Below are 26,749 nucleotides of genomic sequence, written 5' to 3' on the forward strand. Positions count from 1 at the left end.
TGGGTTTATTTTGCTTCCAAAATAGTCAGGCCTTCATGCACCAGTTCCATGGTTTCTATCGCCACCTCATTGGCATCGGCTTTGAGGTCTGTGGATTGGACCTTGCTGGGCCACGCGTTTTCAAGAACCCAGGTAATTATAGGTTCGTGGTTTTCATCCAACAGTTTGATGGAAACTGCGCGACGGTATTTGGAACCCGTATCGTTGTCCTCCTGAAAGAAATAGGTCTTTTGCCATTCGGTGAACATGTCAAAGTCCCCCTGGAAAGTACCTCTCTTCAAGGTGACGTTGCTGAATTTGGTAAGCCCGGGCTGTTTCGTTTTATTGTATTTTTTACTATTTCCCTCCCGGTATTCAATGACTTCAGTCTCGAAATCGAGCCCGCTTACTTCGGTAAAACCAATTCTGAAGTCAGTTCCCCATTCTACTCTAAAATGAAACTTGGGTACTGGATAATCGCCTATTGCTGCCATCTTTTTTATTATTTTAATTTATTGTTATTATTTTCCGCTTTCCGCAGCTTCTGCCGCCCGTATTGCCTCAGTGAGACTGGTCTTGTGCGATAGTTTGTTGTCGCTATTTTTCTTGTGGCTAATCCATTTTTCCTTCAATGTCCGGGTTTTTTCTTTTGCTGTTTCATAAGCTTCTGCAACCTCATTGAAATAGGTGTTCTCTTGGCCTATCCTGAACTTTGGTTTCGGTTTGACTTTTTCCGGGTCGCAGGGGAATTCTGGGTCATAATCGTTTCCTTCCTCCTGCTGTCCCCCGGTACCGCATTGCTCTTCTTCAGGCAAACCCAATTCAAAATCGTCAATAATCCCGATGATTTTTTGCTTAAGACCAGAATTTTCATCACAAAAGAAATGGTCCAAAAGGATAGTGCATTTCAGTGTCTCCAACAGCTTGTCCAGTATAGCAGTTTGCAATTCGCACACGATCATTATTTTTGCCTCATAGTTTTCGATGCATTTGATCGCTTCTGCTTTGTCTTCGTCGCTGGCATTGGAGCATTCCACTTCCTTTTTGAAGGCGATAATCTTATCCTTCAGGCCAGTCTGATCCTCATCATAGGAGTAGAAAGCGTCAAAAATCCGTTTAACCAGGCAGATGATTTTCTCCAAAGCTTCTACCGTACAATGTGAATTTTTACACAATAGATTGATCCGGTCAGCTAAAAATTGTAAGACATTCACTACTTCGTCGGCTTTACCATCGGTGGTTTTTACCAGTTCGTGCCACCTGTGTAGCTTAGTTTCCCAGATTAGAGAATTGGTGTAGGCATCGTGATAGCTGTTTGTTTCGGCCAGCATTTCATTGTATTCATTGCTGACATGTTCCAATTCTTGCTTCCATTTGCCCAGACAATCTTTTGGTTGGTTGTCAACGCCTGAACCGTTTTCACAGCAGGCACGATCTATCATAAATTTTGTCATAACTTTTTGTTTTTATTTTTCGAAACCCGTTTAATACTGATCTTGACCCATGCTACCGGCCATATCAGGTTTCCGATCTCTATTACTTCCGTTCCTGTCAAAGCAATTTTTGATCTCTTTACACAAGTCCAGGCATTCTCCATCGCAATCGCTTTCACAGATGAATTCGATAATTTCCGTCATCGCATTGGCCATACTATCCTGTACTTGTTTATCACAATTTATCTGTGCAAGTTCCTCGATGATTTTATTCAATTTTGCCCTGAAGTCGATGACTTCTTCACCTGTTGTTTTTACACTGGCCTCAATAGATGACTTGAAGGTGTTGATCTTCTCCACGAAGTCTGCGACAAATTGCTTGAGTCCTTCTGTGTTGGTAAAGGTTTGAATACCAGCCAGAGTCACCATGGAATCAAAGGCATTTTGTCCTTTTTCGTCCAGGGTTTTGGTGATGCTCAAAATGTCTTTCATACCATCCTCTATTTTGTCCGTGTTGTCTCCTTTGGAAGATTTTCCTTTTTTTGGCAAGAGCTTGTTCTTTACACAGTTGGACATCGAGCAGGCTTCATTGTGGGCTTCTTCTATTTGGATACGCAATTCATTGATCTGACTTGAAGACTCTTTAATCAACTTTTCGATTTCACCATCTTTTTTGATGTAGTCATCTACCTTTTGCTGGACGATAGTGGCCTTTTTGTAATTGCTAAGCGTGATGCAAGTATAAATGTCCTGGTAGAAATCATTGGATTGCTCCGCCTTGTCCAGGCAGCATATCTTATAGGCACGAACCGTCTCTTTGGCCTTTTGCTGTGTTAGAAGTGCTTTGGTCAGACTACGGGCGGTCTCTTTTTCATTTCTTAGTACTTTAAGTTTTCCACAAATAACCGATTCGGGACCCTGCGTGTTTTTTTTGTCGTTGTTTTTATTATTTGCCATATCACTGAATTTTTAAATTATGCATGACCTTCCGGTATTATTCAGACAACATTTTATGACTGAATTTCAATATGATAAATTCGGCAGGTCGTACGACGGCCATCCCAATTTCGACGATCATTCTGCCCTCCCAGATATCTACTTCGCTCATGGTTTCGTTCAACCCAACCTTGACATAAAAAGCCTGCTCAGGCGTGGTTCCCATGAGGGCACCTACCTTCCATTGCTGTATTAAAAAGTTGTCGATCATAGCTTTTACACGAGACCATGTGTTGCGGTCGTTGGGTTCGAAAACAAACTGGATGGTAGCTTTTTTGACCGATTCTTCCACCATATTAAAAAATCGTCTGACTGGTATGTATCGCCATTCATTGCTGTTGCCGGCCAGGGTGCGTGCACCCCAGATTAGGGCATTGCCCCGACCTACAAAGGATCGGATTACATTGACGGATTTACCAAAATTTACATCTACATTGAGGTTCTCTTGTTGTTCATCGGTGATTTTGATGACGGGCTGGATTACATAATCCATGTTCACATTAGCTGGGGCTTTCCATACCCCTCTCGAATCATCCACACGGGCATACACCCCTACGACACCCGGAGAAGGAGGCATTTCTAGTGGAAAGTTCCGGATGGCTTGCTGAGCCTGGAAATAGAGCGCATTGTTTTTGCCTTTTAACTCCGTGAGTGTTCCTGTCAGAGAATCATCGCCACCCTGGTGTTCAATGTTCACATTGCTGTCTCCAGTGCCTTCGCCCCCGTAGTAGTAGTCGAGTATGGTTTCCAAATTGGGAAAATAGGTCGCTCCATATTTGACGATTCTTTCTTCTGATTTGGTCTTGTTTCGCATGGTACCTACATTGGCTATTAAGTCGGGTTGATCGGGGTCGAGCCAGATGTCCATCACTGCGAACCGATCTTTGAGCTTGACACACATGTCCATGGTTTCTCCGAATAAATTGTAAAAATCATCTTCCGTGTCCAGACCTTGTGCATCTGGATAAACGTACAAGGTGATTTCATCCACCTTTTCGGTACTGTCCAGCCCTGCTTTCAGTGCGTTGAATCCGGGCTGGGGCTGGGAATAATCACCCACAGATACGATCCAGCAGGGACCGCCTCCATTGACGAAATACATTTGCAGTGCATAGTGCATTTTATATTTGGATGGGTTATTGATGCTGGCCAATACGGACTCGGGATTGGCAGCATCTCCTGAAATGGTGACCACCAGCCCGGTTTCAGGGTTGGGCTTCCCAAAAAATCGTTCATATTCCAGCATTGAAGTTATCCGCTTGGGTTCATTCGTCAAGTCGTTTCCCCTGTGGTCCACCGCTCTATCGGTATAGCCAATAAAAGCGGGTATGGCGGTTTCCACCTGAGCGATGGATGGTGGGAGTTTAGGGATTTCCTCAATATAAACCCCTGGTGTTTTGTAGTTCATGGTAATTTTGTTTTTAGATGATCAGCGATCTTAGTTTTTTAACAATCCATTGGATTGATTAATATATATATCGGAGTAAATTTTGTCCTGTTCGATCCGTATATTTGGTGCTTTGGGATGGGGCAATAACAAAGTGGATCCATTTTGAAAAGGGACCAGCGTGGCCGTGAGTCCTTTCGGTTGTTTGGCAATGAGCAGGTGGCTAGTCGGGTTGTCCAGGTGACCACTGGTGGCCGCAATTTCATCATTTGTGAAAGGGCTATCCTTATGGTATCTCCAGTAGGATGTTCTATTGCCCAGCCGGATTTCAAATACGGGATGCGGTACTTTTTGCCCGGTGTTATCTATTTTCGCCTTTAGAAATCCCTGATCGTTCAACAGACTAAACGGACTGTTTTCTTCATCGAACCGGAGGTCAATGACCCCAAAGTGGTCCCGATTGTACAGTTTGTCGTTCAAATGGAGCTGATGGACAATTTGCTGTGCGCTGTTTGTTTTTATTTTTACAAGATATATCCCGGATTCTATGGGAACCGGGTTGCTGTCTGCCACATCAATTTTGGAGAAATCCAGCAAAATACTGTTGATCGGCCCGGTGCTGGTTTTTATAATTTTTTTGATCTCATTGTTACCGGTATCTTCTAATACGGCTTCTACCTTTGTCACCAACTGATTCTTACTGAGCCGGTATTGGAATTTGTGAGGCAAAAGCATATGGTCAGCATGCGTTACAAACCTCCTATCCTCTATATTCTTCCAATTGGGAAGGTCGCTTCCATTGGTTTGTCGGATAGCTTGCTTGAAAGTACTACCAAAATTGAGCAGGGAACCCATTTCATAGATTTCACCGTTCTGAGGGGCAAGGGCTTTTTGACTCAGAGGTAAAGTAGTATGCGGTGGTCCGGTATTTTCATCAAATTCTTGACGTCCTTTATTGGTGAAATAATAGGTAGCAGGGAAAGGGGGATTTAACCTGACGTTGGTCAAACTTTTAAAATAAGGTAATTTTGATTTTAAGGAAAATGACAAGGCCACCTTACGGGGAATATCATAAACAGGCTTGTACCTCGTTTCCCCGGCCTGGTCTGTTACATCCACTTCGGTTCCCAGTATAAAGCCCAACGGGGTTCTGGCAAAAAGAATTTTATTTTCACTGAGAATGGTCTTGTCAACTGGAGCTATGTCAAATATTTGATGTCTTGAATACAAGGACCGACTTGTTTTTTGTTCGAGAAGGTTTTGTTTTTCTGATTTGTTCAATTCAAAAAAAGAAGTCCCGTCGGCCATCGTTAAAAAATAGTCGTGAAGTATTTGCACTTCTGCCAGTCGTTTAAAAATAGTCCTTCCCATGGTTAACTGTCGTTGGTGATTGCTTCGCGGGTATAGATCTCTTCGATCGGAGGAGCTTTGATCGAGGATCCTTCTCTTATCCTGACCAGACGTACCTTGTACATGGCAAATGGAACCTGTTTTCCACCCAAAGACCCCCACAAGTGATTGATTTGTTCGAAGGTCAGGGTGTATAGTTCTACATTCAGCTTTAGCTGATCCTTTATTTCAGGGCTGATATTCAGGTCGCTGGAAATACTTGTGAATGGAGAGTTTTTTACCGTAAACTGCCTTTTGGCTTGAAAAAACTGAATCACAAGAGACAGCCGATCCAACGCGAATTCGTAGGCATCCTGCAAGTCTTGACCCAGCGTGGTACAAATGAGTATATATAAATTCAATGAAACTGGAGGTTCGGCGTATTTGATTCCGCTGAAGGTACTTGATACGTGATTGGTGTTCTTTAGTGTGCTTTCTTCTTCTGTATTGACCAAAGTTATCACTATCTTATTACTAAGATTACCTTGCGCGTCTCCGTCCAGTGCTGCAATATTGTGCAAGATGATGTCATCACCCCCAATGGAATCAGCAGGTCGCTTGTTCTGAAAAACATAGTTACTCAGTTCATCCCTCAATAATTTTAATGCAAGGCCGATCATGATTTCGGTGATTTATCATATTCAATTTTCGGGAAATAGTTTCCCTTTGAGTTTTAAAACATGTGAAATCAAATCATGCCAGATTCTTTTTAGGGTTAGTAAAAAGAAAAGATTGTCCACGTGAATAGAGCAAAAGAAATTGGGGTTGGTTTCTCGGATTTGGGTGTTCGAGCCCCATTGGTAATAGTGGATGTGATGGTGAATATAACAATAAAAAGTTAATCCACAAAATAAGTTGCGTATATTTTTGGAACGTATTGCTAAAATTTTACAAAATTAGTTAATTGCAATAGGAATGTTGTCGTGAAGTGGCATGGCCTTTTCTTCGTAAAATAACTTTTAACACCGTAATTACGCCGTGAGTTTCCAGCTAGAATTTGCCTTACACCCGTTGATCATCATTTTCTTTTTCGTCTTCATTCTCTTCCTCATTTTTATCTTCCGTTTCCTGCTTCAAATGAGAAAAATCCCGGTCGGGGCTGATGGGGGTAATCTGAATTCCTTTTTGATCATTTGTGTCGGCCATGATTTTATTCCGAAACCGGATATCAAACTGCTCATAGGCCACTTCGATATCATTGATCCTGCACAAATTGATCAGTTCCCACCGGATCTCCGATTTCATAGACCGAATGCTCATGATGCGCGTGGTCCAAAAGTACAATCTGATATTGAATGTGGATGCAGAGATGGAATTGAACAGCACCTGAGGCTGCGGATAGGGGAGAACATCTTCATGTTGAGAAACCACTTCAAACATCAACTTTTCCAGCAATTTTAAATCCGTATCATAAGCGACACCCAGTTCAATGTGAAACCGGGACTTATTGTCCATATGGGACAGATTGGTGATGGTTCCGTTGACGATCACAGAGTTGGGGATGATTTTCATGATGTTGTCCCGATCTCTTAGTATAGAAGTTCTGAGGCCTATTTTTTCAACTTCCCCATATTCTTCATCTTCGACTTCGAGTATGTTTCCAACCTCCACAGACCGTTCAAAAAGAAGGATAATACCGCTGAAAAAATCATTGAAAGTCTGCTGCAGCCCGATTCCAATCCCGACCAAAAGGGCTGCAAATCCACCAAAGATGATCGTCATATTATACCCCAGACTTCGAAAGGCAAACAAGACGGCCACGATATATATGAAATAAGATAAGAGTTGATTAAAGGAATACTGCCGACCCGGATCGACGGCTTTGTTCCGGTAAACGCCGCGAAGGAATATATTGATCAGTACAGAAATGACCAATCTCGCCAGCAGGATAATGACCATGATCTGTACAAGATCGCTGAGGTTTAACGAGAAACCCGGTTTGTCTTCGGTCCCGGAATCGGGTATAATGGTGGTATCCAGATTGAAAATATTCAATAAAAGCATGATAGCTACACCATAAACCGTGTATTGGATCGTCAGATTGGTCTTGCGTTTTACCTCCTCTTCCGTGATCTGTCGGCGTCCTCCAATCCTGTTTTTTTTCCTGGCTTTAATATTGTTCTCCAAAAGCCGGGTTAACAATAGGTCGAGAAGCCGGGCCATTTGGATAATGATCAAACCTAGAATAATAGAACCAACTTTAAATACCCGAAATCCCTCTTTCGTAATGTCCCAGGTGAGGTCGAATTCTGTAACAGCCCAACTTAAAATGGAAAATTCGTGGAGTTCCAGGCCATAAACGATAATAAAAAGACTGCTGAATATCCAAAAGTACTTCAGAATGATACCGAGTTTCTTCTCATACATATCTCCTTTGTCCACTCGGAGTAACTTTGCTCCAGTCCGTCGGACAAACCGGTACATGAAATACAAGAGAATGGCCACGAGAATGGCTAAAACCATTCGGGCGACTGGGATGGCATAGGCTTCCGTGATGTGGATTTCTATATCAAACAACTTGTTGATCATGACAGTGGGACGTAAATTAGGAATTTTTCATCGAACTCTTCTTCATTAAAATATTGATTGATCGATTCTTTCTCTGTATAGGTGCCCTTGGGCAGTGATTTGATTTCTTTGTCTACAGCTCCGCCTTTTAGTGTGATGAGTCCATTGGGAACCGCATTTCTTTCTTTTTTGGAAACCAATGGACGACTCCATTCTACCAGTTGGTCCAACGGAGCGACGGCGCGTGATAATACAAAGTCGTATTTATCTTTGGTCTCTTCGGCCCGCGCTTGCCTGGCATAAACATTCTGAAGTCCCAATGCATCTGCGACCTCTTGGACCACCATGATTTTTTTTCGGGTTCCATCGATGAGGTGAAAGTCGACATCCGGGTAGAAAATGGCCATAGGGATCCCTGGAAATCCACCGCCTGTGCCCAGATCCAGGATCCGACTTCCATTGGTGAAAGTTGTAAAGGCTGCGATGGACAAAGAATGAAGCACATGCCGGGTGTACAGATTGTCGATGTCTTTGCGGGAAATGACATTGATTTTACTGTTCCAGTCTTTGTACAAATTTTCCATTTTAGCAAATTGCTCCATTTGCTCGTCCGTGAAATCTGCGAAATATTTTGTGATAACTTCTAATCCCATTGTTGCTTGGTTATGATAAAAATATAAGGGGCTACCCATATCAGATACAAAACGTGTGCCCATTCGTACAGGTACATTTTCCAAAAATCGGATGGGGTGTCAAGTTTTTTATAAAGTTTGCGCATCGACCCAAAGGTGGCTACTGTTTTCAGTCCCACAAATATTAAAAATAGATCAATCCGCACAAATAAAAGATAGACTAATAGAATTTTTTCTACGATCATGGCCAGTAAAAATAGGGCTAGTCGAAGTTTCGATGCCCATGAGTAGTGCTTCCCACCGCTTTTGTGACGTGTTTTTTGACGGTACCAGGACTTCCAGTGAGCAGGTGGAGCGGAGTACACAAAGCTGTTCCGATCATGGCAGATATAAACCGGGTGTCGTTGGGCTGCTTCATTTACGAAGAGGTCGTCATCGCCGGTGGGGATGTGCTGGTGAGACGCAAAGGTGACGTCGGTATAAATGGATTTGTGGTAAGCCATATTGCGTCCCACACCCATGTAAGCATGTCCAGCACGAGCCCAACCCAGATATTGGAAGGCAGTAAGCAGGGTTTCCTGTTGAATGATAAAATTCAGAATCCCGGGCGCACGGGTGTACGGAGAGAAACCCAGTACTATGGCTGGCTGTTCGGGGATATGGGCTGCCATTGTTTTTAGCCAGGCCGGGCCGGGACGACAGTCGATATCTGTGAGGATTACCCAATCCCCTGTAGCAGCTTTGATCCCGGTGGCCAGGGCGCCTTTTTTTCCGGGTAATGTCTTCACATGCTCTACATACCGAATGTGGTTTTTGCTGTGGATAGGGTGCTCCATGATTGCTGGGTCCACCGGTACCGGTCCGTCATTCACCAGAATAACCTCAAAATTTGGATACATCTGTTGTTTCAGACCATCCAATACCTTTGGCGTCTCATCCCATGTTTTATGAAAACAAATCACCACCGATAGAAAAGGTGTTTCTTGAGTCGTTGTGGAGTCGGGTTGAATATCGTTTGCGGCGCGACGGAAGATCACGTTCCAGTATAGGACCTGTATCAGCAGGCAAATCACAACCAGAATGATGATAAAATTCATACCCGTAAAGAACGGAAAAAGATTTAAGAGAGTGGACCTTGTCCGCGAAAACTAAAGAGGAAGGGGTGTCCCGTCGTACACTTAAGCGGGATGATTGGTAAATCTGAGACCGGTAGCCACCGATGTGGTTTTGAGAGATATATCATAATAACGGGGCCTTTTACTATAGGGTCTTTTAGATGGATTAACCGGGCATGTGATGAATATTGTTTCAGTTTATTGATGGATATATTTTATATATCTTATTTTTGATTGTTTTATTTCACCTCTTACGATTTACAAACGCCAATTGTTTATTCGATAAAACGGGGGTGGTCTCAATCATGAAATGAATTATTTTGCGATATATTTTTATCCTACTCACTATAATCCTGTATAATTCTTTTGCTTCAGCGCAATGTCCGGAGGGCGATATAACCTTTTCGACACAAAAACAAATTAATGTATTTGCCGATACTTATCCAAATTGTAATGAAATCAGCGGGAATGTTGTCATAGGGGTACCGTATGGCCGTACAGATATTCACGATTTGACCCCGTTGCGACGCATCAGGAACATTGGCGGACACTTCAATATTCTCAACAACCCGGAGTTGACTTCTTTGGACGGCCTGGACAGCCTGACTTCGGCCGGAGGTTACTTCAATGTATACAACAACCAGCGGTTGACAAATCTGGATGGATTGCAAAGCCTCTCTTCCATCGCAGGCTCTCTTTGGGTCATTAAGAATACATCGTTGGTGTCCCTTAAAGGGTTGCAAAGTCTCCATTCCCTAAACGGATCCATTGATATATCGGACAACACTTCCTTAACTTCTCTCGAGGGATTAGAGAATATAGACCCCGGCACGATCAAGACCACGCTGGACTTTATGATCGTACAGATTACGGATATCCGAATCTGGGGCAATGACAATCTCCAGGATGGAGAATTTTCAAATATCACGCCCAATCTGGCCACCATCAATCCGGTAAAGCGCTTTCAAAACATGGCACACAAAACCTATTCTCAGCGGGCAGTGGAAGCCAACTTGCTGTATAAGCACATGGAAAACATGACGGATTCGGTAGAGGCCTATCGGATATTCGGTCAACTGGAATCGATCGCCCGGAACAGCAAAGACGGGAATATGGAATGGGAATTGGAACTATTAAAGACCAACTACCAGCTCAAGAACGGATCAGGTTCATTTACATCGCGAATTGCTCAGATGCAGGCATTGGCTGATCAATTCCGGCGGGAAAGAAAACCAATCATGGAAGCACGTGCACTAAAGTTTATTGCTTTTACATTCATTATGGACTATCAGAATTATGAGAAGCTATTTAAAACTTACCATTCATTAGAACAAATCATAGCTGATTTATCCCCTGAAGAATTTCCGGATTTGGCACAGTGTTACATGATCATAGGGCGGACACACTATCGATTCAGAGATTATCATCAAGCCATTCATTATTTTCGCAAAGCGGCTGATTTGCCAAAAACACTCCTGAACACCACTTTTGTCATGCATTCCATAAACAACCTGGGGCTGTGCTACCAAAAACTCAACCAACCCGATTCCTCCGATCATTACTTCAAAGGTATATTAAATGATACCACGTCTTACCCGGTCGAAGTATGGAAAGGGATTGCATCAGGTAATCTGGGATACAATCATTACCTTCGGGGTGAATATCAACAAGCCATCCCTTTGCTGCAACGGGATATCCTTACTGCCATTTCAAGGTGGGACTGGGGCCTGGCCACCGGTTCGCTCATTCCGCTGGCAGACATACGACTCAAACAAAATAATCTACAAATAGCGGACTCACTTATCAATCAGGCACGGGATTATATTCATCGTTCTAATCAGACCGACCGATTGCGGCTTCTATTCCCCGTCATCAGCAAGTGGCATGCTGCTATGGGACACAAAACGCTTGCAGCAGAATATGTCGATTCTGCACAACTGGCCACTCAGGATTACAATGACAAATTTAATGCACTTAAACTTCTGCGAGCCCGGCAGGAACTTAACGCCAATCAGCTTCAATTGTACGAAGTCGAACGACAACGACTTTATCAACAACGGAATCTCATCAGTGTCATCGTCCTATTACTGGTGGTTTTTGTATCCATTTTTATGTGGTATCGGACCAATAATTTTCGACGAAAACAAGAAATTCGAGAACTGGCTCTCAAAAATGCAAAGGAATCACTTGAAAACGCGCGTTTGCGGTTGGTCGACCAGGCTCAGAAGATTCGGGATAATAATAAAGTGATCCAACAATTTCAGCAGGAATTCACCGAACATGATCATTCGGCAGCACTCCGTGAACTCAAGAATGCGACTATCCTGACCAGCGAAGACTGGATCCTATTTAAGAAAAACTTTCAGGAAGCCTATCCGGACTTTTTGAGCACCCTGAAGACCCGGCACCCCGATCTCACCCCGTCGGAAACCCGATACCTCTGCCTGTTGAAGCTCAAGCTGACTAATCGGGAAATGGCTGCGGCTCAGGGGGTCTCTCCCCAGAGCATAAGAGTGACCACTTACCGGATACGTAAAAAACTTGATCTTGATGATCAGAAAGCCCTGGAGGCATTGATAAATGAAATTGAATAAGTTCGTCAAAATTAAACCGACCGCTTCTTGAAATGTCGCTTGTTAACTTGTTTTTAGGTCTGAAGATCTTTAATTAGATTAGTGTTCCTGGAACATAATATCATATGTTCACACAGCCCCCCTTAAACTTCATCCAGATTAATATAGCCCGGGTGTATCCGTAGTAAATCTTCTCTGTAAAAATTGATAATGCATTGATTATCAGTTTGTCTTTTGCCCTTAGGGTTCCTCGTTTTCACTTTTGCAACGTTTTTGTAACGCACCTGTAACTCTTTTGTAACCCATCTTTTTCTTGATTGACTTTCCTTCCAACCATTTTTGCATATGGATTATCACAATCACAAGAATATTCCGCCTTGGATACTGATTATTCTGTTCCTGTTCATTGTCCTTGTACTCATATGGTGTTACTATGGATGGCAAATCAGAGCATTGGACAGGGAATCAACGATCGGAATTTTATTAATAAACATATGCATTTTCGAACCAGTTTATCAACCTAAAAACCCATGAAAACGATCAGCAATTTTACATTCACGATTTTTCTGACTCTTTTTACAGTTGTTCTTCCTGCACAAAATCCTGATGCCTTCATCACAACCTGGCAGGTCAATAATGGAGGCAGCATCCTGATTCCTGTAAATCCGTATGTAAGCGGGTACAACTTTACCGTAGACTGGGGCGATGGGAACACGACATCCGGTCATACCGGAGATGCCAGCCATACCTATGCCACTGCAGGTACCTATACCGTCTCCATTACCGGAAATTTTCCGGCGATCCAATTTGGCAGCCCGACCAGCAATGACTCCAACGACGAAAAGCTGCGAACCATCGAACAATGGGGCACGCAGGTCTGGCAAGGAATGGATAAGGCTTTTCATGGTTGTTCCAACCTAACCACGGAATCCGATACCGACGCCCCGGTATTTGCTCCCAACAGCACGCTGTTCAGCATGTTTTTGAGATGTTCCAATTTTAATTCCGATCTCAATGACTGGGACTTATCCAACGTCATAGAAACCAAATATATGTTTGAGAGTGCAGCAGCTTTTAACGGTGCTATCAGCAACTGGGATGTTAAAAATGTGACCAGCATGCAATCGATGTTTCGTGGAGCATCCAGTTTTAATCAATATATCGGAAACTGGGATGTATCCAAGGTAATTTATATGGATTGGATGTTCAAATTTGCCTCCAGTTTCAATCAGGATATTGGTGATTGGAAGGTTTTCAATGTCAAGAATATGAGTGGTATGTTTGCTTTCGCCTCTCAATTTAATCAGGATCTCGGAAGCTGGACTGTATCCAAGGTTGAGAATATGAGCTTTATGTTTCAACATGCTGAGCAATTCAATCAGGACATTGGAGGCTGGAATGTATCCATGGTAACGCAAATGGCAAACATGTTTGATGGAGCTTCCGAATTTAATGGCGATATAGGAAGCTGGACTGTTGCAAATGTCACCAACATGGAATTCATGTTCTATAGCGCTACCAATTTTGACCAGGATATAGGGGAATGGAATGTTTCCAAGGTTACTAATATGACATCGATGTTGGGAAATTCCGGCCTGTCCACTGCCCACTACGATAACACCCTTACGGGGTGGGCTGCCCAAACTGTAGAACCCAATGTAACTCTTGGTGCCCAAAACCTCAAGTATTGCGCTGCTGTGGACGAACGTCAATCCCTGATCGATGACCACGGCTGGACCATAAGCGGGGATGCCGTAGAAAGCCCGACCTGCACCCCTCCCGATTTAGACGCCTTCATCACAACCTGGCAGGTCAATAATGGAGGCAGCATCCTGATTCCTGTAAATCCGTATGTAAGCGGGTACAACTATACCGTAGACTGGGGCGATGGAACAACGACATCCGGTCATACCGAAGATGCCAGCCACACCTATGCCACTGCAGGTACCTATACCGTCTCCATTACCGGAAATTTTCCGGCGATCCAATTTGGCAGCCCGACCAGCAATGACTCCAACGACGAAAAGCTGCGAACCATCGAACAATGGGGCACGCAGGTCTGGCAAGGCATGGATAAGGCTTTTCATTGTTGTTCCAACCTAACCACGGAATCCGATACCGACGCCCCGGTATTTGCTCCCAACAGCACGCTGTTCAGCATGTTTTCGGGATGTACCAATTTTAATTCCGATCTCAATGACTGGGACCTAATCAACGTTTGGGAAACCAGTTTTATGTTTGCGAATGCGACAGCGTTTAACGGTGCTATCAGCAACTGGAACACATCCAATGTCACCAACATGCAATCGATGTTTTATAATGCCAAAAAATTTGATCAAATCATTGGTGACTGGAATGTTTCCAAGGTCACCTACATGTTTGATATGTTTGCTTATGCTAGTGAATTCAATCAGAATATCGGATCTTGGGACGTCTCTAGCGTAACCAACATGTCACATATGTTCGCATTAGCATCATTGTTTAACCAGGACATTAGTAATTGGTCGGTTTCCAATGTCACCCATATGAACTTAATGTTCTACAAAGCACGTAGTTTTAATCAGGATATCGGAGCATGGGACATCACCAACGTTACTGATATGGGAACAATGTTGAGTTTAGCCAATCTTTCGACCAGTAATTATGACAATACCTTGATCGGATGGGCCACACAGAATGTGCAATCAAACGTCTCTCTCAATGCTGATGGTCTTACCTATTGTGGTGCCGTGGACGAACGACAATCCCTGATCGATGACCACGGCTGGATCATAAGCGGGGATGCCGTAGAAAGCCCGGCCTGCACTGCTGCCCCTGAAGACGCTTTCATCACGACCTGGCAGGTCAATAATGGAGGCAGCATCCTGATTCCGGTAAATCCGGATGTGAGCGGATACAACTATACCGTAGACTGGGGCGATGGGAACACGACTTCTGGTCATACCGGAGATGCCAGCCATACCTATGCCACTGCAGGTACCTATACCGTCTCCATTACCGGAAATTTTCCAGCGATCCAATTTGGCAGCCCGACCAGCAATGACTCCAACGACGAAAAGCTGCGAACCATCGAACAATGGGGCACGCAGGTCTGGCAAGGGATGAATAAGGCTTTTCAGGGTTGTTCCAACCTAACCACGGAATCCGATACCGACGCCCCGGTATTTGGTCCCAACAGCACGCTGTTCAGCATGTTTTCGGGATGTACCAATTTTAATTCCGATCTCAATGACTGGGACCTAATCAACGTTTGGGAAACCAGTTTTATGTTCGATAATGCGACTAAGTTCAACGGTAATATCAGCAACTGGAACACATCCAATGTCACTAACATGCAATGGATGTTCAGTCATGCTGAAAGTTTCAATCAGGATATCGGAAACTGGGATGTGTCCAATGTTATTTATATGGATCGGATGTTTTATAATGCCTTCAAATTCAATCAAGATCTTGGTAGTTGGAATGTTTCCAACGTGACCAATATGGTAGCTATGTTTCGATCTGCTTCCGAATTTAATCAGTATATTGGAGACTGGAATGTCTTGAATGTCACCGATATGCCGAGGATGTTTCTTAATGCCAGCAAATTCGATCAAAACATAGGTGACTGGAATGTTTCCAATGTCACTGATATGACGGATTTGCTTTCCTTCTCCGGTTTGTCCACTGCCAACTACGACAACACCCTTACAGGGTGGTCTGCACAAGCTGTGCAATCAAATATAACCCTCGGTGCCAATGGCCTCACCTATTGCGCTGCCGTGGACGAACGTCAATCCCTGATCGATGACCACGGCTGGAGTATTAGCGGGGATGCCTTAGAAAACACTAACTGCACAGCCATGAGGGTTTACATAACCACCGAACAAGGGGATACTCTGACCATTCAGGCGGGGAGCACCGATGCCATCCAGCAGTTGAAAATGAGGATCCAGGATCAGATCGGCGTTCCACCCGATCAACAAAGACTTACCTTTAATAACCAAATCTTAGAACCCGGCAGGACACTGGCTGAGTATAGTATTGCAGACGAAGATATTCTCCATCTCGTGGTCATGAGTATTCCGGTCATGACGTGCCCCGATAAAGTCATTGAAAGTTGTGATGCCATTGTGACCTTTGATCTGCCGGAAGCCAGCAGCACCTGGGGTTCTTTATCTGTAGTACGGACAGACAATACCGGACTCACCTCCGGATCCGTCTTTCCCACCGGGATCACAACGCTGACCTACCGGGCTTCAAACGCGGCAGGTGCGGCCACCTGTTCCATTGAAGTGGAAGTGTTGCCGGATCTTAGCATTGCTCATACATCGGGTATACAGAATGGTGACACGTTACATCTCGCTCAATGCCTGCCCCCGGCTATTACGAAAGAGGACCTGGAACTCGGGCCTCATCAGAATCGGAGTTCTCTCCGTAGTACTATTTATTCCCAGCCATTGCCTCCTAAAGATGAACGCCCTGCCGGACTGTGGAAAGTCCTTCTCTACGCCTATGAAGTGAGCGATCAATGCGGCCATAGAGAAACCTTCCAATACTACGTAGCATTGTATGACCTGGAACCCCCTGTTTTCCGAAACTTTCCACAAGACACCATGGTCAATGGGCCGGAAGACCTTCCGTCTGTGGCGGAAGATGTCAGGATTATAGACATTTGCAGGTATGTGGTGTGGGATACGGTAACGACTGCACCTGTCCTCGATTACGGTTCAGGTGATACATTGGCCTTTGTCCGTCGGTGGATGGCGGAAGATGAAGTGGGTAATAAAAGTTTCCGGGATCAAATGATCTACTTGCGTCCTGCGCCACGAGCTGATCTTAATTCCATAACGGTTCATATTGTGAAAGAAAAGGATTTGATTGATGGCCGGTTCCTGGAAACGACGGGTACCCTTGGCGTACCGGTCACCCTGTATCACATTGATGATTCCGGAACATCTGTTGCCATAGATGCCAGGCAGTCCGGAAGATGGCAAGGCCAGTATGGATCCGTGTTTTTTACGCCTATTCTGTCTGGATCATACCGCCTCAAAATGGATCTGCCCGATGGATATGCGGCAGTACATCCGGATTCATTGATTCATGCTGACGGATGGAGCGATACCCTCACTCTTTCCGGGGATTCCACGCTGGACATTGGCACCATTCTGCTGGTCCGGGATACGATCTCTGAAGATCAGCCCATTGTCTTAGAACAATCTGCTTCCGATCAATCTATCACCGCACGAGGCCTTGATTTTAAAGTGTACCCCAACCCCTCAGCCGGGTGGATTAAAGTGATGTTGCCGGAAACAGGAACGTATGACTTTACCATATTCAACCGGCTGGGACAAAGTGTGAAAACGGGAACGATAGAACATGGAATGGAGATTGATTTGACGAGTCAAAAGGATGGGATGTATTTTATCCGGGTAGAGAAAGAGCAGGTCTATTCAGAAACCAAGGCTGTACTATTGTTTACAGAGTAGGGTGTGGCCTTGAATGCAAGGCTAAAGTCCCCTACCGTCAATTTTTTTTGTTTATAATCAATAACAACCAAAAAGTCCTTGGTAAATAATTATGCAAGTGTTTTTTATTTATTGTGGATTTTGTATATTTAAGTCTGTGTTGTCAGTAATTAAAAATCTGATTTTTATAATAAATGTCTATTTATGTAGCTGAGTTTTAATCGTGGCTTCATTCAGTAATTGATGTGTTTTGCGAATTATTTTTATCATACTTGTTGTATGTTTACATTATTCCGAAGTTCTGGCGCAATGCCCGGAAGTTGAGCTTATCCTATCAAGTCAAAAGCAGGTTAATGATTTCGGTCTTGAAAACTCCCATTGCCGCCGTATCGATGGGGACGTTGTGATTGGCATTCCTTATGGCAAGACCGATATTACTGATCTGACTCCCCTGAAGCAAGTCAGGCATATTGGTGGCAGCCTCAATATTCTTAACAATCCAGAACTGCACTCATTGGATGGCCTGGAGAATCTTCAGTCCATCGGCGGCTACCTCAACATATTTCACAATGAGCCACTGGAAGATGTGGATGGATTGAAAAGTCTCATTTCGGTGGGTGGAAATCTGTGGATTATTAATAATTCATCCTTAACTTCCCTGGAAGGATTGCGAAACCTCCAATCCATTGACGGATCTATCGATGTATGGAGAAATGCCTCTCTTGCTTCAGTGGAAGGTTTGGAGAACATTGACCCTGGGTCTGTCAAAGCCACCCTGGATTATTGTCTTGTTCAACTGATTGATGTCCGGGTCGAACGCAATAATATTTCGACTGAAGAAGGGGCGTCATTGGTCCATGTGCTTACCAAGAGGAACCCGGTGGAACAATTTCAAAAATTGATGAACAAGCCCTACTCCAAACGGGCTGTGGAAACGGATATTTTGTACCAGAGTATTAAATCCATCTCAGACTCTGTGGAAGCTCATGGAATACTTGATGAACTCACGGACATAAGTCATGATTCCAAAGACCGTGAGATGATATGGGAAGTGAAACTGTTAAAATGCTACTGGCAATTGAAGAATGGGTCAGCTTCGTTGCCCCAGCGGATTGCTTTGATGGAGACTTTAGCTGGTCAAGCTGGTCGGGAGCAAATGTTCCACATGGCGGCACGAGCCTTGAAATTCATATCGTATAAATATTTTTTGGAGCTTCGGGAGTACAACAAAATAATCCAGAACTGTGAGACAATGGAACAGATGCTCGATCATTTATCACCGGAGGAATTTCCAGATATGGCCGGGTGCTATTTGTCCATTGGCAAAGCGCATTACTTTTTCAAAGATTATAACGAAGCCATCCGGTATTTTCGTAATGCGGCGGCCTTACCCAAAAATGGATACAATGCGAGCCATGTGTTGCACGCTATAAACAATTTAGGCCTTTGCTATCAAAAACTAAACCATCTCGACACTTCTGATTATTATTTTACAAAAATTTTGAAAGATACGGTATCCTATCCTGTAGAAGTATGGGCGGGGATTGCATCAGGAAACCTGGGGCATAATCATTACTTCCGTGGGGAATACCAGAAAGCCATTCCGCTGTTGCAGCGGGATATTTACAATGCAATATCATTACCAGACTGGGGGTTGGCTGCGGGTTCCCTCATGCCGTTGGCCGATATTCGGCTTAAGCAGAATGACTTGGAAGAGGCTAAACGTCTGATCGATCAGGCCCGGAAGTATATCTATAAAACCCGCCAAACGGTCCGGTTGAGACTCCTATTTCCTATCCTTTCCAAGTGGTACGCCGCAATGGGGCAAAAAGATAAGGTGGCTGACTATATCGACTCTACTGAACAAGTCCTACAAGAATATAACGATAAAATTCAGGAACTCAAGCTACTCCGATTCCACCAGGAAAGCAGCGCCAAACTGCATATAAATCAAATGAAGAGCCAACAATTCAGGCAGCAAAGAGACTTTGTAGTGGTGATCATTTTTTTATTTTTTATCGGAACGTCTATGTTTTTTTGGTATCGGAACAAAAATATTAAACGGAAACAGGAGCTTCATGAGCTTGAATTAAAGAATGCACAAGAATCCCTCGAAAACGCCCGTTCCCGGTTGACCGACCAGGCCCGGAAAATCAGGGAGAACGACAAGATGATCCATCAATTCCAGCAGGAATTTAAGGGTCGTATTGATCCGCCCGCCCTCCAGGAACTTAAGAGCTCCACGATCCTCACCCGTGCGGACTGGGTTTCATTCAAGAAAAATTTTCAGAAAGTGTATCCGGGGATTTTAAGTACGCTTAGAACATCCTACCCTGATCTTACACCAGCAGAACTACGACTCCTCTGCCTGCTAAAGCTGGGGTTGACGAACCGGGAGATGGCTACCGCCCAGGGGGTATCACCCCAAAGCATTTATGTGACCAATCACCGCATCCGTAAAAAGCTGGGCCTCGAAAACCAGGATAAGCTGGAAGAGCTTGTGAGAGAGATGAAATAAGGTTGAGGAATTCATAAGCCTGAGGGTTGATTCGTGGGAAAGCAGATTGTGAAGCCCGTTCAACGAAGGTTTAGGGGGGAGAATACCGAATTTTTAATTTTTAGTTTTGAATTTTTAATGAAGCGTTCAAATCACAAATGGGGCCGGCCTCCAGGCGCATGCAGTTGCCAAACAATAAACGGATGTAGTGCACAGTGATATTGAGTAGCTGTTTCGGGGAATAAATAATGATTAAAAACTAAGATTTGATTGATCTTCGCTTGTCCGTAGCAGCTTGCAAAGCGAAGGAGGAAGATCTGTTAAATCTGTTTTCTCGCTGACGCTTTAGTGCAAGAGTCCTATATAAGAGATCCTGCAAATGTTGGTCCATGAAGATATACTATTAGGCGCCTCATTCTCGCATTCCATTCTAAAGGTCGATAGGTCCGGTCAGTCTGCTAAACTGTACAAAATCAATCTATGAGCTTACCCCAAAAGTCAGTTTTGCGGTTGAAGAGCCGCGTGCCTTTAAGCCGGGGATAACTGTATGTGCCTATTAAAGAGCTGATCATTCCTTTCGAGATTGAATAGCCCCGTGTCTTTTGGCCAGGGATAGGTGTGGACAATACTGTTGGGCTCTAGCCCTGATTTATTCTCGATTAATATCACTTGTATTTGGTAATGCCGTATAAAATATTGTAGTAATTCAATGTTGTCGAAAAAAAGAGGTATAGCTGAAGTTGCACCGAGTATTTTAGACGAAGAGAAACGAAGAGTATTTCGGAATATATGCGGCAATTATGAATTCAAATGGTATTAATGGCTTTCTGGAGTGGACTCATCTTTTTTCATTTGTAAGCTTTTTGTAAGGTTCTTAATTCGGATAAAATGCTGCCCTGCGGCTATTTTTAAACCACGTATTTAAAATCAGATACCGCTTCCTTCTATTGTAATCAAATAAGAAAGGAAGAAGCATCGGTTAGCTAACCTATGAAATATGCAAACTCCAAAAGAAATGAATTTTGAAAAACCTCAACAGATGAAGCGATTGCATTTTGGATTATATGGGTCGGTAATGGCTCTGCTGGTCACGGCGTTAATGACAAATCCTTTATATGCACAAATTATTGCCGATGGTAATGAACATACCGTGGACGCCATCGGTAAGACACTAGATATCTCTTTGCCAAACAATCCCGATATCGCCTTTATTACCTTTCGATTAGTGGGTGGTGATGGGGGTTATGCGCAAGTGCTTGATAAAATCGGTGGGAAAGTTCTTAAAGCTAAGGGAGGCTCCGGTGCCTATGTCATCGCAACTTTTCCGGTAGGCAACGATCCTCATGAAATACCTCCTGGTTCCATTTTCCGGTTTATGGAAGGAAAGAGTGGACAAAACGGTAGTTCTGATGCCATAGTTGGATCTGGTGAAGATTTTGGGGGTGGAGGTGGTGGATCTGGCATTCTTTATAAAGAAAACAGCACCTCTCATTATAAATTATTGGCAGTGGCAGGTGGCGGGGGTGGTGCTTTTCAGAGTATGTTTGCCGGGTTCTCGGAATATCATAAACCCGGTCAAAGCGGGCGGATAGGAACCAGTGGAGGAAGTGGCAATGGATCCCAATATTCCAATGCAGGAGGTATGGATGGCCACGATGGTGGCAATAGTTCTTTGGGAGATGGTGGAGGGGTGCGTACTGCAACCTCCTCTCTTCGAACCAGTGCTTATACCCATGAAAATTGTGACAACTGCACGGTTCCGGGTATCGGTCATATAGAAAAATGGCGTGCAGGGGGAACCGGATATGGCTGTGGAGGGCATGGTCTGGGTACAGGTTTTTTACTTCCTGGTACAGGTTATGGTGGTGGCGGGGGAGGAGGTTATTCCGGTGGTGGATTCGGTGGAATTGTTGGAAGAGGCGGCGGGGGCGGAAGTTTTGTAAATCCTATAGCGACATCGTATAACTTTAGCGACCAGGGTACCGATCCCACACCGGATCACGGATGGATCACGTATCAGGTGACGCTTAACCAACGACCTGTGGCAAAGTGTATATCCAAAACTATATATCTGGATGAAGCTGGACTGGCTACGCTATATCCAACTGATTTTGACTATTACAGCTCCGATCCGGATGGATCCATTGTTGAATGGAGTCTGAGTAAAACGAAGTTTGATTGTGACGATGTAGGGTCAAATCAGGTCACCCTGACCGTGACCGACAATTTGGGGTCAACAGCTACGTGCACCACTACAGCAAATATGATGGATGCCAGTGCGCCAACCGCAGTTTATAAGGATATCACCGTACAGCTCGATGCTGCAGGAATGGCTGCAATCGAGGGAAAAGACGTAGATGGTGGTTCTTCCGATAATTGTGGTATTGCATCCATGATAGTAACGCCGAATACATTCGACTGCTCGAATATAGGAACACCCGTTACCGTTACACTGACTGTAACAGATGGTAGTGGAAACCAAAGCTCCTGTACGGCATTCGTAACGGTCGAAGATCATGAAGATCCGGTCATCACCTGTCCTGGAGATATCAGTGTGCCCAATGGCCTTGGTGAGTGTGGAACCAGGCCTGGAATATGTGGGGCTTATGTTAGATTCAATGCAACAGCGACAGATAATTGCAGTGCCGAGGTTACCTATTCGCATGTACCCGGTTCATTTTTTCCGATAGGGACTACGACAGTAACAGCTACAGCGACGGACCCAGCCGGAAATACTGATGTATGTACATTTGATATAACGGTCGAAGATAATGAAGATCCGACGATCACCTGTCCGGCAGATATTACTGTGTCCAATACCCCGGGTGCGTGTGGAGCTGTAGTGTCCTTTACAGCATCGGCTACAGATAATTGCAGTGCCGTGGTTACCTATTCGCAAGATCCGGGAACATTTTTTCCGGTAGGGACTACGACGGTTACAGCTACAGCCACAGATCCCTCTGGAAATACAGCTATCTGTACATTTGATGTAACGGTCGAAGACCATGAAGATCCGACGATCACCTGTCCCGCAGATATAACAGTATCTATGGACCCAGGCACATGTGGGGCGCTGGTGTCTTTCAATGCAACAGCGACAGATAATTGCAGTGCCGTGGTCACCTACTCGCAAGATCCGGGAACATTTTTTCCGGTAGGGACTACGATGGTTGCGGCTACAGCCACAGATCCATCTGGAAATACAATTGTGTGTACCTTTAATGTAACGGTCGAAGATAATGAAGCCCCGGTTTCGAATTGCAAGCCCACTACGGTCCAGCTGGACGCCCATGGAGAAGGATCAATTGTTCCTGCAGATGTGGATCGGGGATCTACAGACAATTGTCAAATACAATCCATGACCGTGAGCCCCAACACATTCACCTGTGCAGATGTAGGGAATGTTACAATAACTCTAACTGTTACGGATATTTATGGAAACAACAGCTCCTGTGAGACAATAGTTACCGTCGAAGACAACGTCCCGCCGGTGGCGATGTGTCAGAACATCACCATCCAACTGGATAAGCAGGGTGAAGCAACCATTGTCCCCACCGATATGGATGGTGGATCGACCGATGCGTGCGGGATTGCATCCTATGAAGTAAGTAAGACAGACTTTACGTGCGTTGACCTGGGTTTGAATACGGTCACTTTGACCATCACGGATGTGAACGGAAATTATTCCACTTGTCAGGCCGAGGTTCAGGTGGAGGATAATACGAAGCCCATTGTTCGGACACAGAATGTCACCATCGTACTGGACAAAGAGGGTGAAGGGCATGTTACGCCCCAAATGATAGACCATGGAAGTTCAGACAATTGCATCATCGTAGATAGGTGGTTGGAAGGAATGACCAACTACGACTGTGGTGTTGCCGGCGAGCATGAAGTGGTGCTCAAAGTTAAAGATCAGAGTGGGAATGTCGGAAGTGCCAACGCTTTCGTGACCGTGAAGTTCTATGAACCGAATTTTTCAAATATCCATGGTGTAGCCAACGGTGATACGATCCACCGGGTCGACTGTCAGGTTCCCTGGGATATATCGTTTAGTGATCTGGTGGACTACAGGACCATTACCCGGCACGGAAGCACATCTACTCAGGTATACAAAGAAGACCTGCCAGAAAATGCCCCCTGGGGGATGTATGCATTGTGGCGATATGAATATGTGGTGAAAGATGCTTGCTATCACACCTATACATTCAATTACTACCTGGCATTGTATGATCTGGCGCCACCGGTCTTTCAGAACTTCCCGAGTGACACGGTGGTCGCAAAACCGGCCGATGTACCGCCGGTGGATATGGAGGTGAAAATCATCGATGTGTGTCAATATGTGGTGTGGGATACGGTGGTGACTATGCCCGTCCTCCATCCTGAGCGTGGAGATACCCTGGGGTATACCCGTCGCTGGATGGCGCGGGATCCCTCGGGACATGAGAGCTTCAGGGATCAGATGATTTGGCTGGGTTCAGGAGACCGGAACCTGTATAGCCTGATCACCGGACGTATAGCGGACAAAGATCACCTGACCACTGCCCGATTTGCCGGAGAGGCCGGTACGAATGGTTTGCCCGTGAGTTTGTATCGATTGGATACAGATGCTGGTATGAGAACCCGAGTCAGCTCCTGGACAACAGGGGATTGGTTGGGCGCACAAGGTACTTACTATTTTGTTCCTGAACTCCCGGGGATGTATCAGGTGAAGATCGATACAGCGATCTGCCTGGTCGATACGCTGAAGTTTAACAGATCACTGTGGTCCGATACGCTATCTGTGGCAGCCGGAGAATCGTTGTATCAGGGATGGATTATTAGGCACGAATGTGTGGATGCGGAACCGACAGAGACGGATGAAACTCAATCCTTGGCAAAGGCAGCTGTGCCGGATCAATTCATCCAAAATCAAATCCCCTCAGATAAAGCGTGGCGTGTCTATCCCAATCCCGCAAAAGGTTATTTGCGACTGGACATCAACACTGATGATCAGCTCAGCTATCGAATCTACGATGCACTGGGTCGTTCTGTGAAATCCGGCGTCTGTCAACTCGGTCAAACGATTGATGTTCGTGGCTTGAATTCCGGAATGTATCATCTGCAGCTGCAGGATCAGAAGGAGCTGTTGGGTACGAAAAGAGTGTTGTTGATGGAATAGATTCTGAATTGCATAATTTTGTTGGTTGCATTGTAAATATAGAAAATCATGAAACGCAATACTAGTGCTACAATTCATAGGTTGGATGCATTAACCCGGAAAATTCATGGCTTTTGATTTATGCAGATGCAAGGAACCAAAATGTCCTCATTTTGGGTGGGTAGGATGAGAGAACCGACCTGTCCCCGTCTTGGCTGTGGGAGGGCTCTGTCCCGAGGATAATGTATGAATCAAAAGTCAAACGTCACCCAAAATTGGGCTAAGTAATATGCCCAATTTTGGAATTTAAGCGATAGTTACATTGTGTATTATGTGTTATAATAGATTGACGTGGTGGATAAAGCGTATTAGCGCTCTAAATGTAGATTCTAAGCAGACCTGCAGCGCAGGTTGAAGTTTATTAGCAACGGTTATTGTCAAAATATCGACCTCAGAGAGGTCCTAGTGTATGCTTAAACATTGCGACTTCTCCGAAGTCGAAGAACACTGCAAAACCATCTGCTAACATAGTTATGACCTCTCCGAGGTCTATTGTTTCAAGCATAAATAGAGCTTTTATTTGCGCTAAAGAGGTACAAGCTGGGGATGGGTGCATGAGATAATACCTATAGATTATTTATGATTTGCAGCACTAGATGTATAATCGGCTGTATACCCTTGTCCTCTTCTCCTCAGTAAATCTTTTATTAAGAAAATACCAATAGCGGTGCTTTGTTTTGCTCGAGGAATTTCCGGGTCACGCTGGAATGATAAATGCGCTCCCAAAACGGCCGGTTGGGTTTGTAAACCGCCAGCAAATCCATGGATTTCTTTTCCAAAAAGGAAAGGATGCCTTCTTCGATCGATTTGGCACCAGTGACCGTGAACTCCATACCTGGAAAAGGTTTGTCCTGGATCGTGGTGGATACCTGGTTCTTGTCCGAAGAAATATGAATCATGTGAATGTCTGGTTTTTCGACCATACCCACGAATTCATGGAGCCATTTCAGGGCTTTTAGTTCTCTTTCCTTCATCTCATCCCCCACTTTCATTTGAGTGGGGAATAATATATCGTCAAAGTCTGTAAATTTCAAACCATTGGGAATGGCCAATACCGGGATTTTTGATTTTTGGATGGTATGAGCGGTTGTGGTTCCAATCAGGCGTTCAAAAAAGCTGTATTTTTGCCGGAGTGCCATCACGATGAGCATGGCATTGGATTTTTCCGCCATTTCTGAAATTTCAGTGGAGGGATAGGTCCCGTGAATGGCATATTTCTCGCCTTGATTTTCTTTTGGGAGCTCATCTAGCATTTTAACCAGATGGCGATTTACGGCTGACTCCCGTTCTTTAATCATCCCCATGACCGCATTGGAAGCCAGGGTAGTGGCAGTAGGAATCGGTATATCAAATACATGAATGACGTTGACTTTCATCGGGTATTTGTCGATCATGGCTTTGACGAATTGAAAAGAATTGCGGGAGCTTTCAGAAAAGTCAGTAGCGAAAAGTAGGTTTTTCATAATTTAGATGTTCGTTTTATAAGAGTGCTTTTTTCTTTGGATATATGATAACAAAATTTACGAAAAATAAGTTGAATGATTTCATTTAAATTATTTTAGACTGCCTTCATACGTGCAATAGCGAATATCCAAA

General features: G+C 44.4%; 14 protein-coding genes. 4 read left to right on the forward strand and 10 right to left on the reverse strand.

Annotated elements, in window-relative coordinates; translation table 11 throughout:
• Window positions 1–5 precede the first annotated feature (5 nt).
• The 9 genes from KUV50_RS01105 to KUV50_RS01145 all read right to left on the reverse strand — a co-directional run bounded on the left by KUV50_RS01105 (window position 6) and on the right by KUV50_RS01145 (window position 9,421).
• Window positions 6–473: a phage tail protein gene (locus KUV50_RS01105; RefSeq protein ID WP_261394951.1), complete on the reverse strand. Its 468-nt coding sequence runs from the start codon at window positions 471–473 to the stop codon at window positions 6–8.
• Window positions 474–500: 27 nt separating this feature from the next.
• A complete protein-coding gene (locus KUV50_RS01110; protein ID WP_222578235.1) occupies window positions 501–1,433 on the reverse strand; it encodes a hypothetical protein in 933 nt (310 codons plus the stop codon).
• Window positions 1,434–1,463: 30 nt separating this feature from the next.
• On the reverse strand, window positions 1,464–2,369 hold the full coding sequence (locus KUV50_RS01115; RefSeq protein WP_222578236.1) for a hypothetical protein: 906 nt from the start codon (window positions 2,367–2,369) through the stop codon (window positions 1,464–1,466).
• A gap of 37 nt (window positions 2,370–2,406) precedes the next feature.
• Complete coding sequence (locus tag KUV50_RS01120; protein WP_222578237.1) at window positions 2,407–3,816, reverse strand: phage tail sheath family protein; 1,410 nt, start codon at window positions 3,814–3,816, stop codon at window positions 2,407–2,409.
• Between the two features lie 30 nt (window positions 3,817–3,846).
• Window positions 3,847–5,166 carry a hypothetical protein gene (locus KUV50_RS01125; RefSeq protein WP_222578238.1) on the reverse strand — a complete coding sequence of 440 codons (1,320 nt, stop codon included), beginning with the start codon at window positions 5,164–5,166 and terminating at the stop codon, window positions 3,847–3,849.
• Window positions 5,167–5,168: 2 nt separating this feature from the next.
• Window positions 5,169–5,804: a DUF4255 domain-containing protein gene (locus tag KUV50_RS01130; RefSeq protein WP_222578239.1), complete on the reverse strand. Its 636-nt coding sequence runs from the start codon at window positions 5,802–5,804 to the stop codon at window positions 5,169–5,171.
• 382 nt (window positions 5,805–6,186) lie between these two features.
• Complete coding sequence (locus tag KUV50_RS01135; RefSeq protein WP_222578240.1) at window positions 6,187–7,713, reverse strand: mechanosensitive ion channel family protein; 1,527 nt, start codon at window positions 7,711–7,713, stop codon at window positions 6,187–6,189.
• Window positions 7,710–8,345: a 16S rRNA (guanine(527)-N(7))-methyltransferase RsmG gene (rsmG, locus tag KUV50_RS01140; protein WP_222578241.1), complete on the reverse strand. Its 636-nt coding sequence runs from the start codon at window positions 8,343–8,345 to the stop codon at window positions 7,710–7,712. Before rsmG ends, KUV50_RS01135 begins: the two co-directional genes overlap by 4 nt.
• Window positions 8,336–9,421, reverse strand: coding sequence for a glycosyltransferase (locus KUV50_RS01145; RefSeq protein WP_222578242.1), 1,086 nt, complete (start codon window positions 9,419–9,421; stop codon window positions 8,336–8,338). Before KUV50_RS01145 ends, rsmG begins: the two co-directional genes overlap by 10 nt.
• A 338-nt stretch (window positions 9,422–9,759) precedes the next feature.
• Between KUV50_RS01145 and KUV50_RS01150 the strand changes: the two genes are divergently transcribed.
• The 4 genes from KUV50_RS01150 (at window position 9,760) to KUV50_RS01165 (ending at window position 25,114) form a co-directional block, all read left to right on the forward strand.
• A complete protein-coding gene (locus tag KUV50_RS01150) occupies window positions 9,760–12,033 on the forward strand; it encodes a hypothetical protein (protein WP_222578243.1) in 2,274 nt (757 codons plus the stop codon).
• A 509-nt stretch (window positions 12,034–12,542) separates the two neighbouring features.
• Window positions 12,543–17,480 carry a BspA family leucine-rich repeat surface protein gene (locus KUV50_RS01155; protein ID WP_222578244.1) on the forward strand — a complete coding sequence of 1,646 codons (4,938 nt, stop codon included), beginning with the start codon at window positions 12,543–12,545 and terminating at the stop codon, window positions 17,478–17,480.
• 229 nt (window positions 17,481–17,709) lie between these two features.
• On the forward strand, window positions 17,710–19,977 hold the full coding sequence (locus tag KUV50_RS01160) for a hypothetical protein (protein WP_222578245.1): 2,268 nt from the start codon (window positions 17,710–17,712) through the stop codon (window positions 19,975–19,977).
• 1,018 nt (window positions 19,978–20,995) lie between these two features.
• Complete coding sequence (locus KUV50_RS01165; RefSeq protein ID WP_222578246.1) at window positions 20,996–25,114, forward strand: HYR domain-containing protein; 4,119 nt, start codon at window positions 20,996–20,998, stop codon at window positions 25,112–25,114.
• 686 nt (window positions 25,115–25,800) lie between these two features.
• Here the strand turns inward: KUV50_RS01165 and KUV50_RS01170 are convergent.
• Window positions 25,801–26,616: a universal stress protein gene (locus tag KUV50_RS01170; RefSeq protein WP_222578247.1), complete on the reverse strand. Its 816-nt coding sequence runs from the start codon at window positions 26,614–26,616 to the stop codon at window positions 25,801–25,803.
• Between the last annotated feature and the right edge of the window lie 133 nt (window positions 26,617–26,749).

Origin of the sequence: Membranihabitans marinus (assembly GCF_019802045.1) — a bacterium.
Classification (GTDB): Bacteria; Bacteroidota; Bacteroidia; order Chitinophagales; family Saprospiraceae; genus Membranihabitans; species Membranihabitans marinus_A.

Excerpts from the sequence above, each read along its gene's own strand:
- KUV50_RS01145 (WP_222578242.1), bottom strand. The coding sequence starts at position 9,421 with ATGAATTTTATCATCATTCTGGTTGTGATTTGCCTGCTGATACAGGTC.
- KUV50_RS01125 (WP_222578238.1), bottom strand. The coding sequence starts at position 5,166 with ATGGGAAGGACTATTTTTAAACGACTGGCAGAAGTGCAAATACTTCAC.
- KUV50_RS01155 (WP_222578244.1), top strand. The coding sequence starts at position 12,543 with ATGAAAACGATCAGCAATTTTACATTCACGATTTTTCTGACTCTTTTT.
- KUV50_RS01170 (WP_222578247.1), bottom strand. The coding sequence starts at position 26,616 with ATGAAAAACCTACTTTTCGCTACTGACTTTTCTGAAAGCTCCCGCAAT.
- KUV50_RS01135 (WP_222578240.1), bottom strand. The coding sequence starts at position 7,713 with ATGATCAACAAGTTGTTTGATATAGAAATCCACATCACGGAAGCCTAT.
- KUV50_RS01105 (WP_261394951.1), bottom strand. The coding sequence starts at position 473 with ATGGCAGCAATAGGCGATTATCCAGTACCCAAGTTTCATTTTAGAGTA.
- rsmG (WP_222578241.1), bottom strand. The coding sequence starts at position 8,345 with ATGGGATTAGAAGTTATCACAAAATATTTCGCAGATTTCACGGACGAG.
- KUV50_RS01130 (WP_222578239.1), bottom strand. The coding sequence starts at position 5,804 with ATGATCGGCCTTGCATTAAAATTATTGAGGGATGAACTGAGTAACTAT.
- KUV50_RS01115 (WP_222578236.1), bottom strand. The coding sequence starts at position 2,369 with ATGGCAAATAATAAAAACAACGACAAAAAAAACACGCAGGGTCCCGAA.
- KUV50_RS01110 (WP_222578235.1), bottom strand. The coding sequence starts at position 1,433 with ATGACAAAATTTATGATAGATCGTGCCTGCTGTGAAAACGGTTCAGGC.
- KUV50_RS01120 (WP_222578237.1), bottom strand. The coding sequence starts at position 3,816 with ATGAACTACAAAACACCAGGGGTTTATATTGAGGAAATCCCTAAACTC.
- KUV50_RS01165 (WP_222578246.1), top strand. The coding sequence starts at position 20,996 with ATGAAGCGATTGCATTTTGGATTATATGGGTCGGTAATGGCTCTGCTG.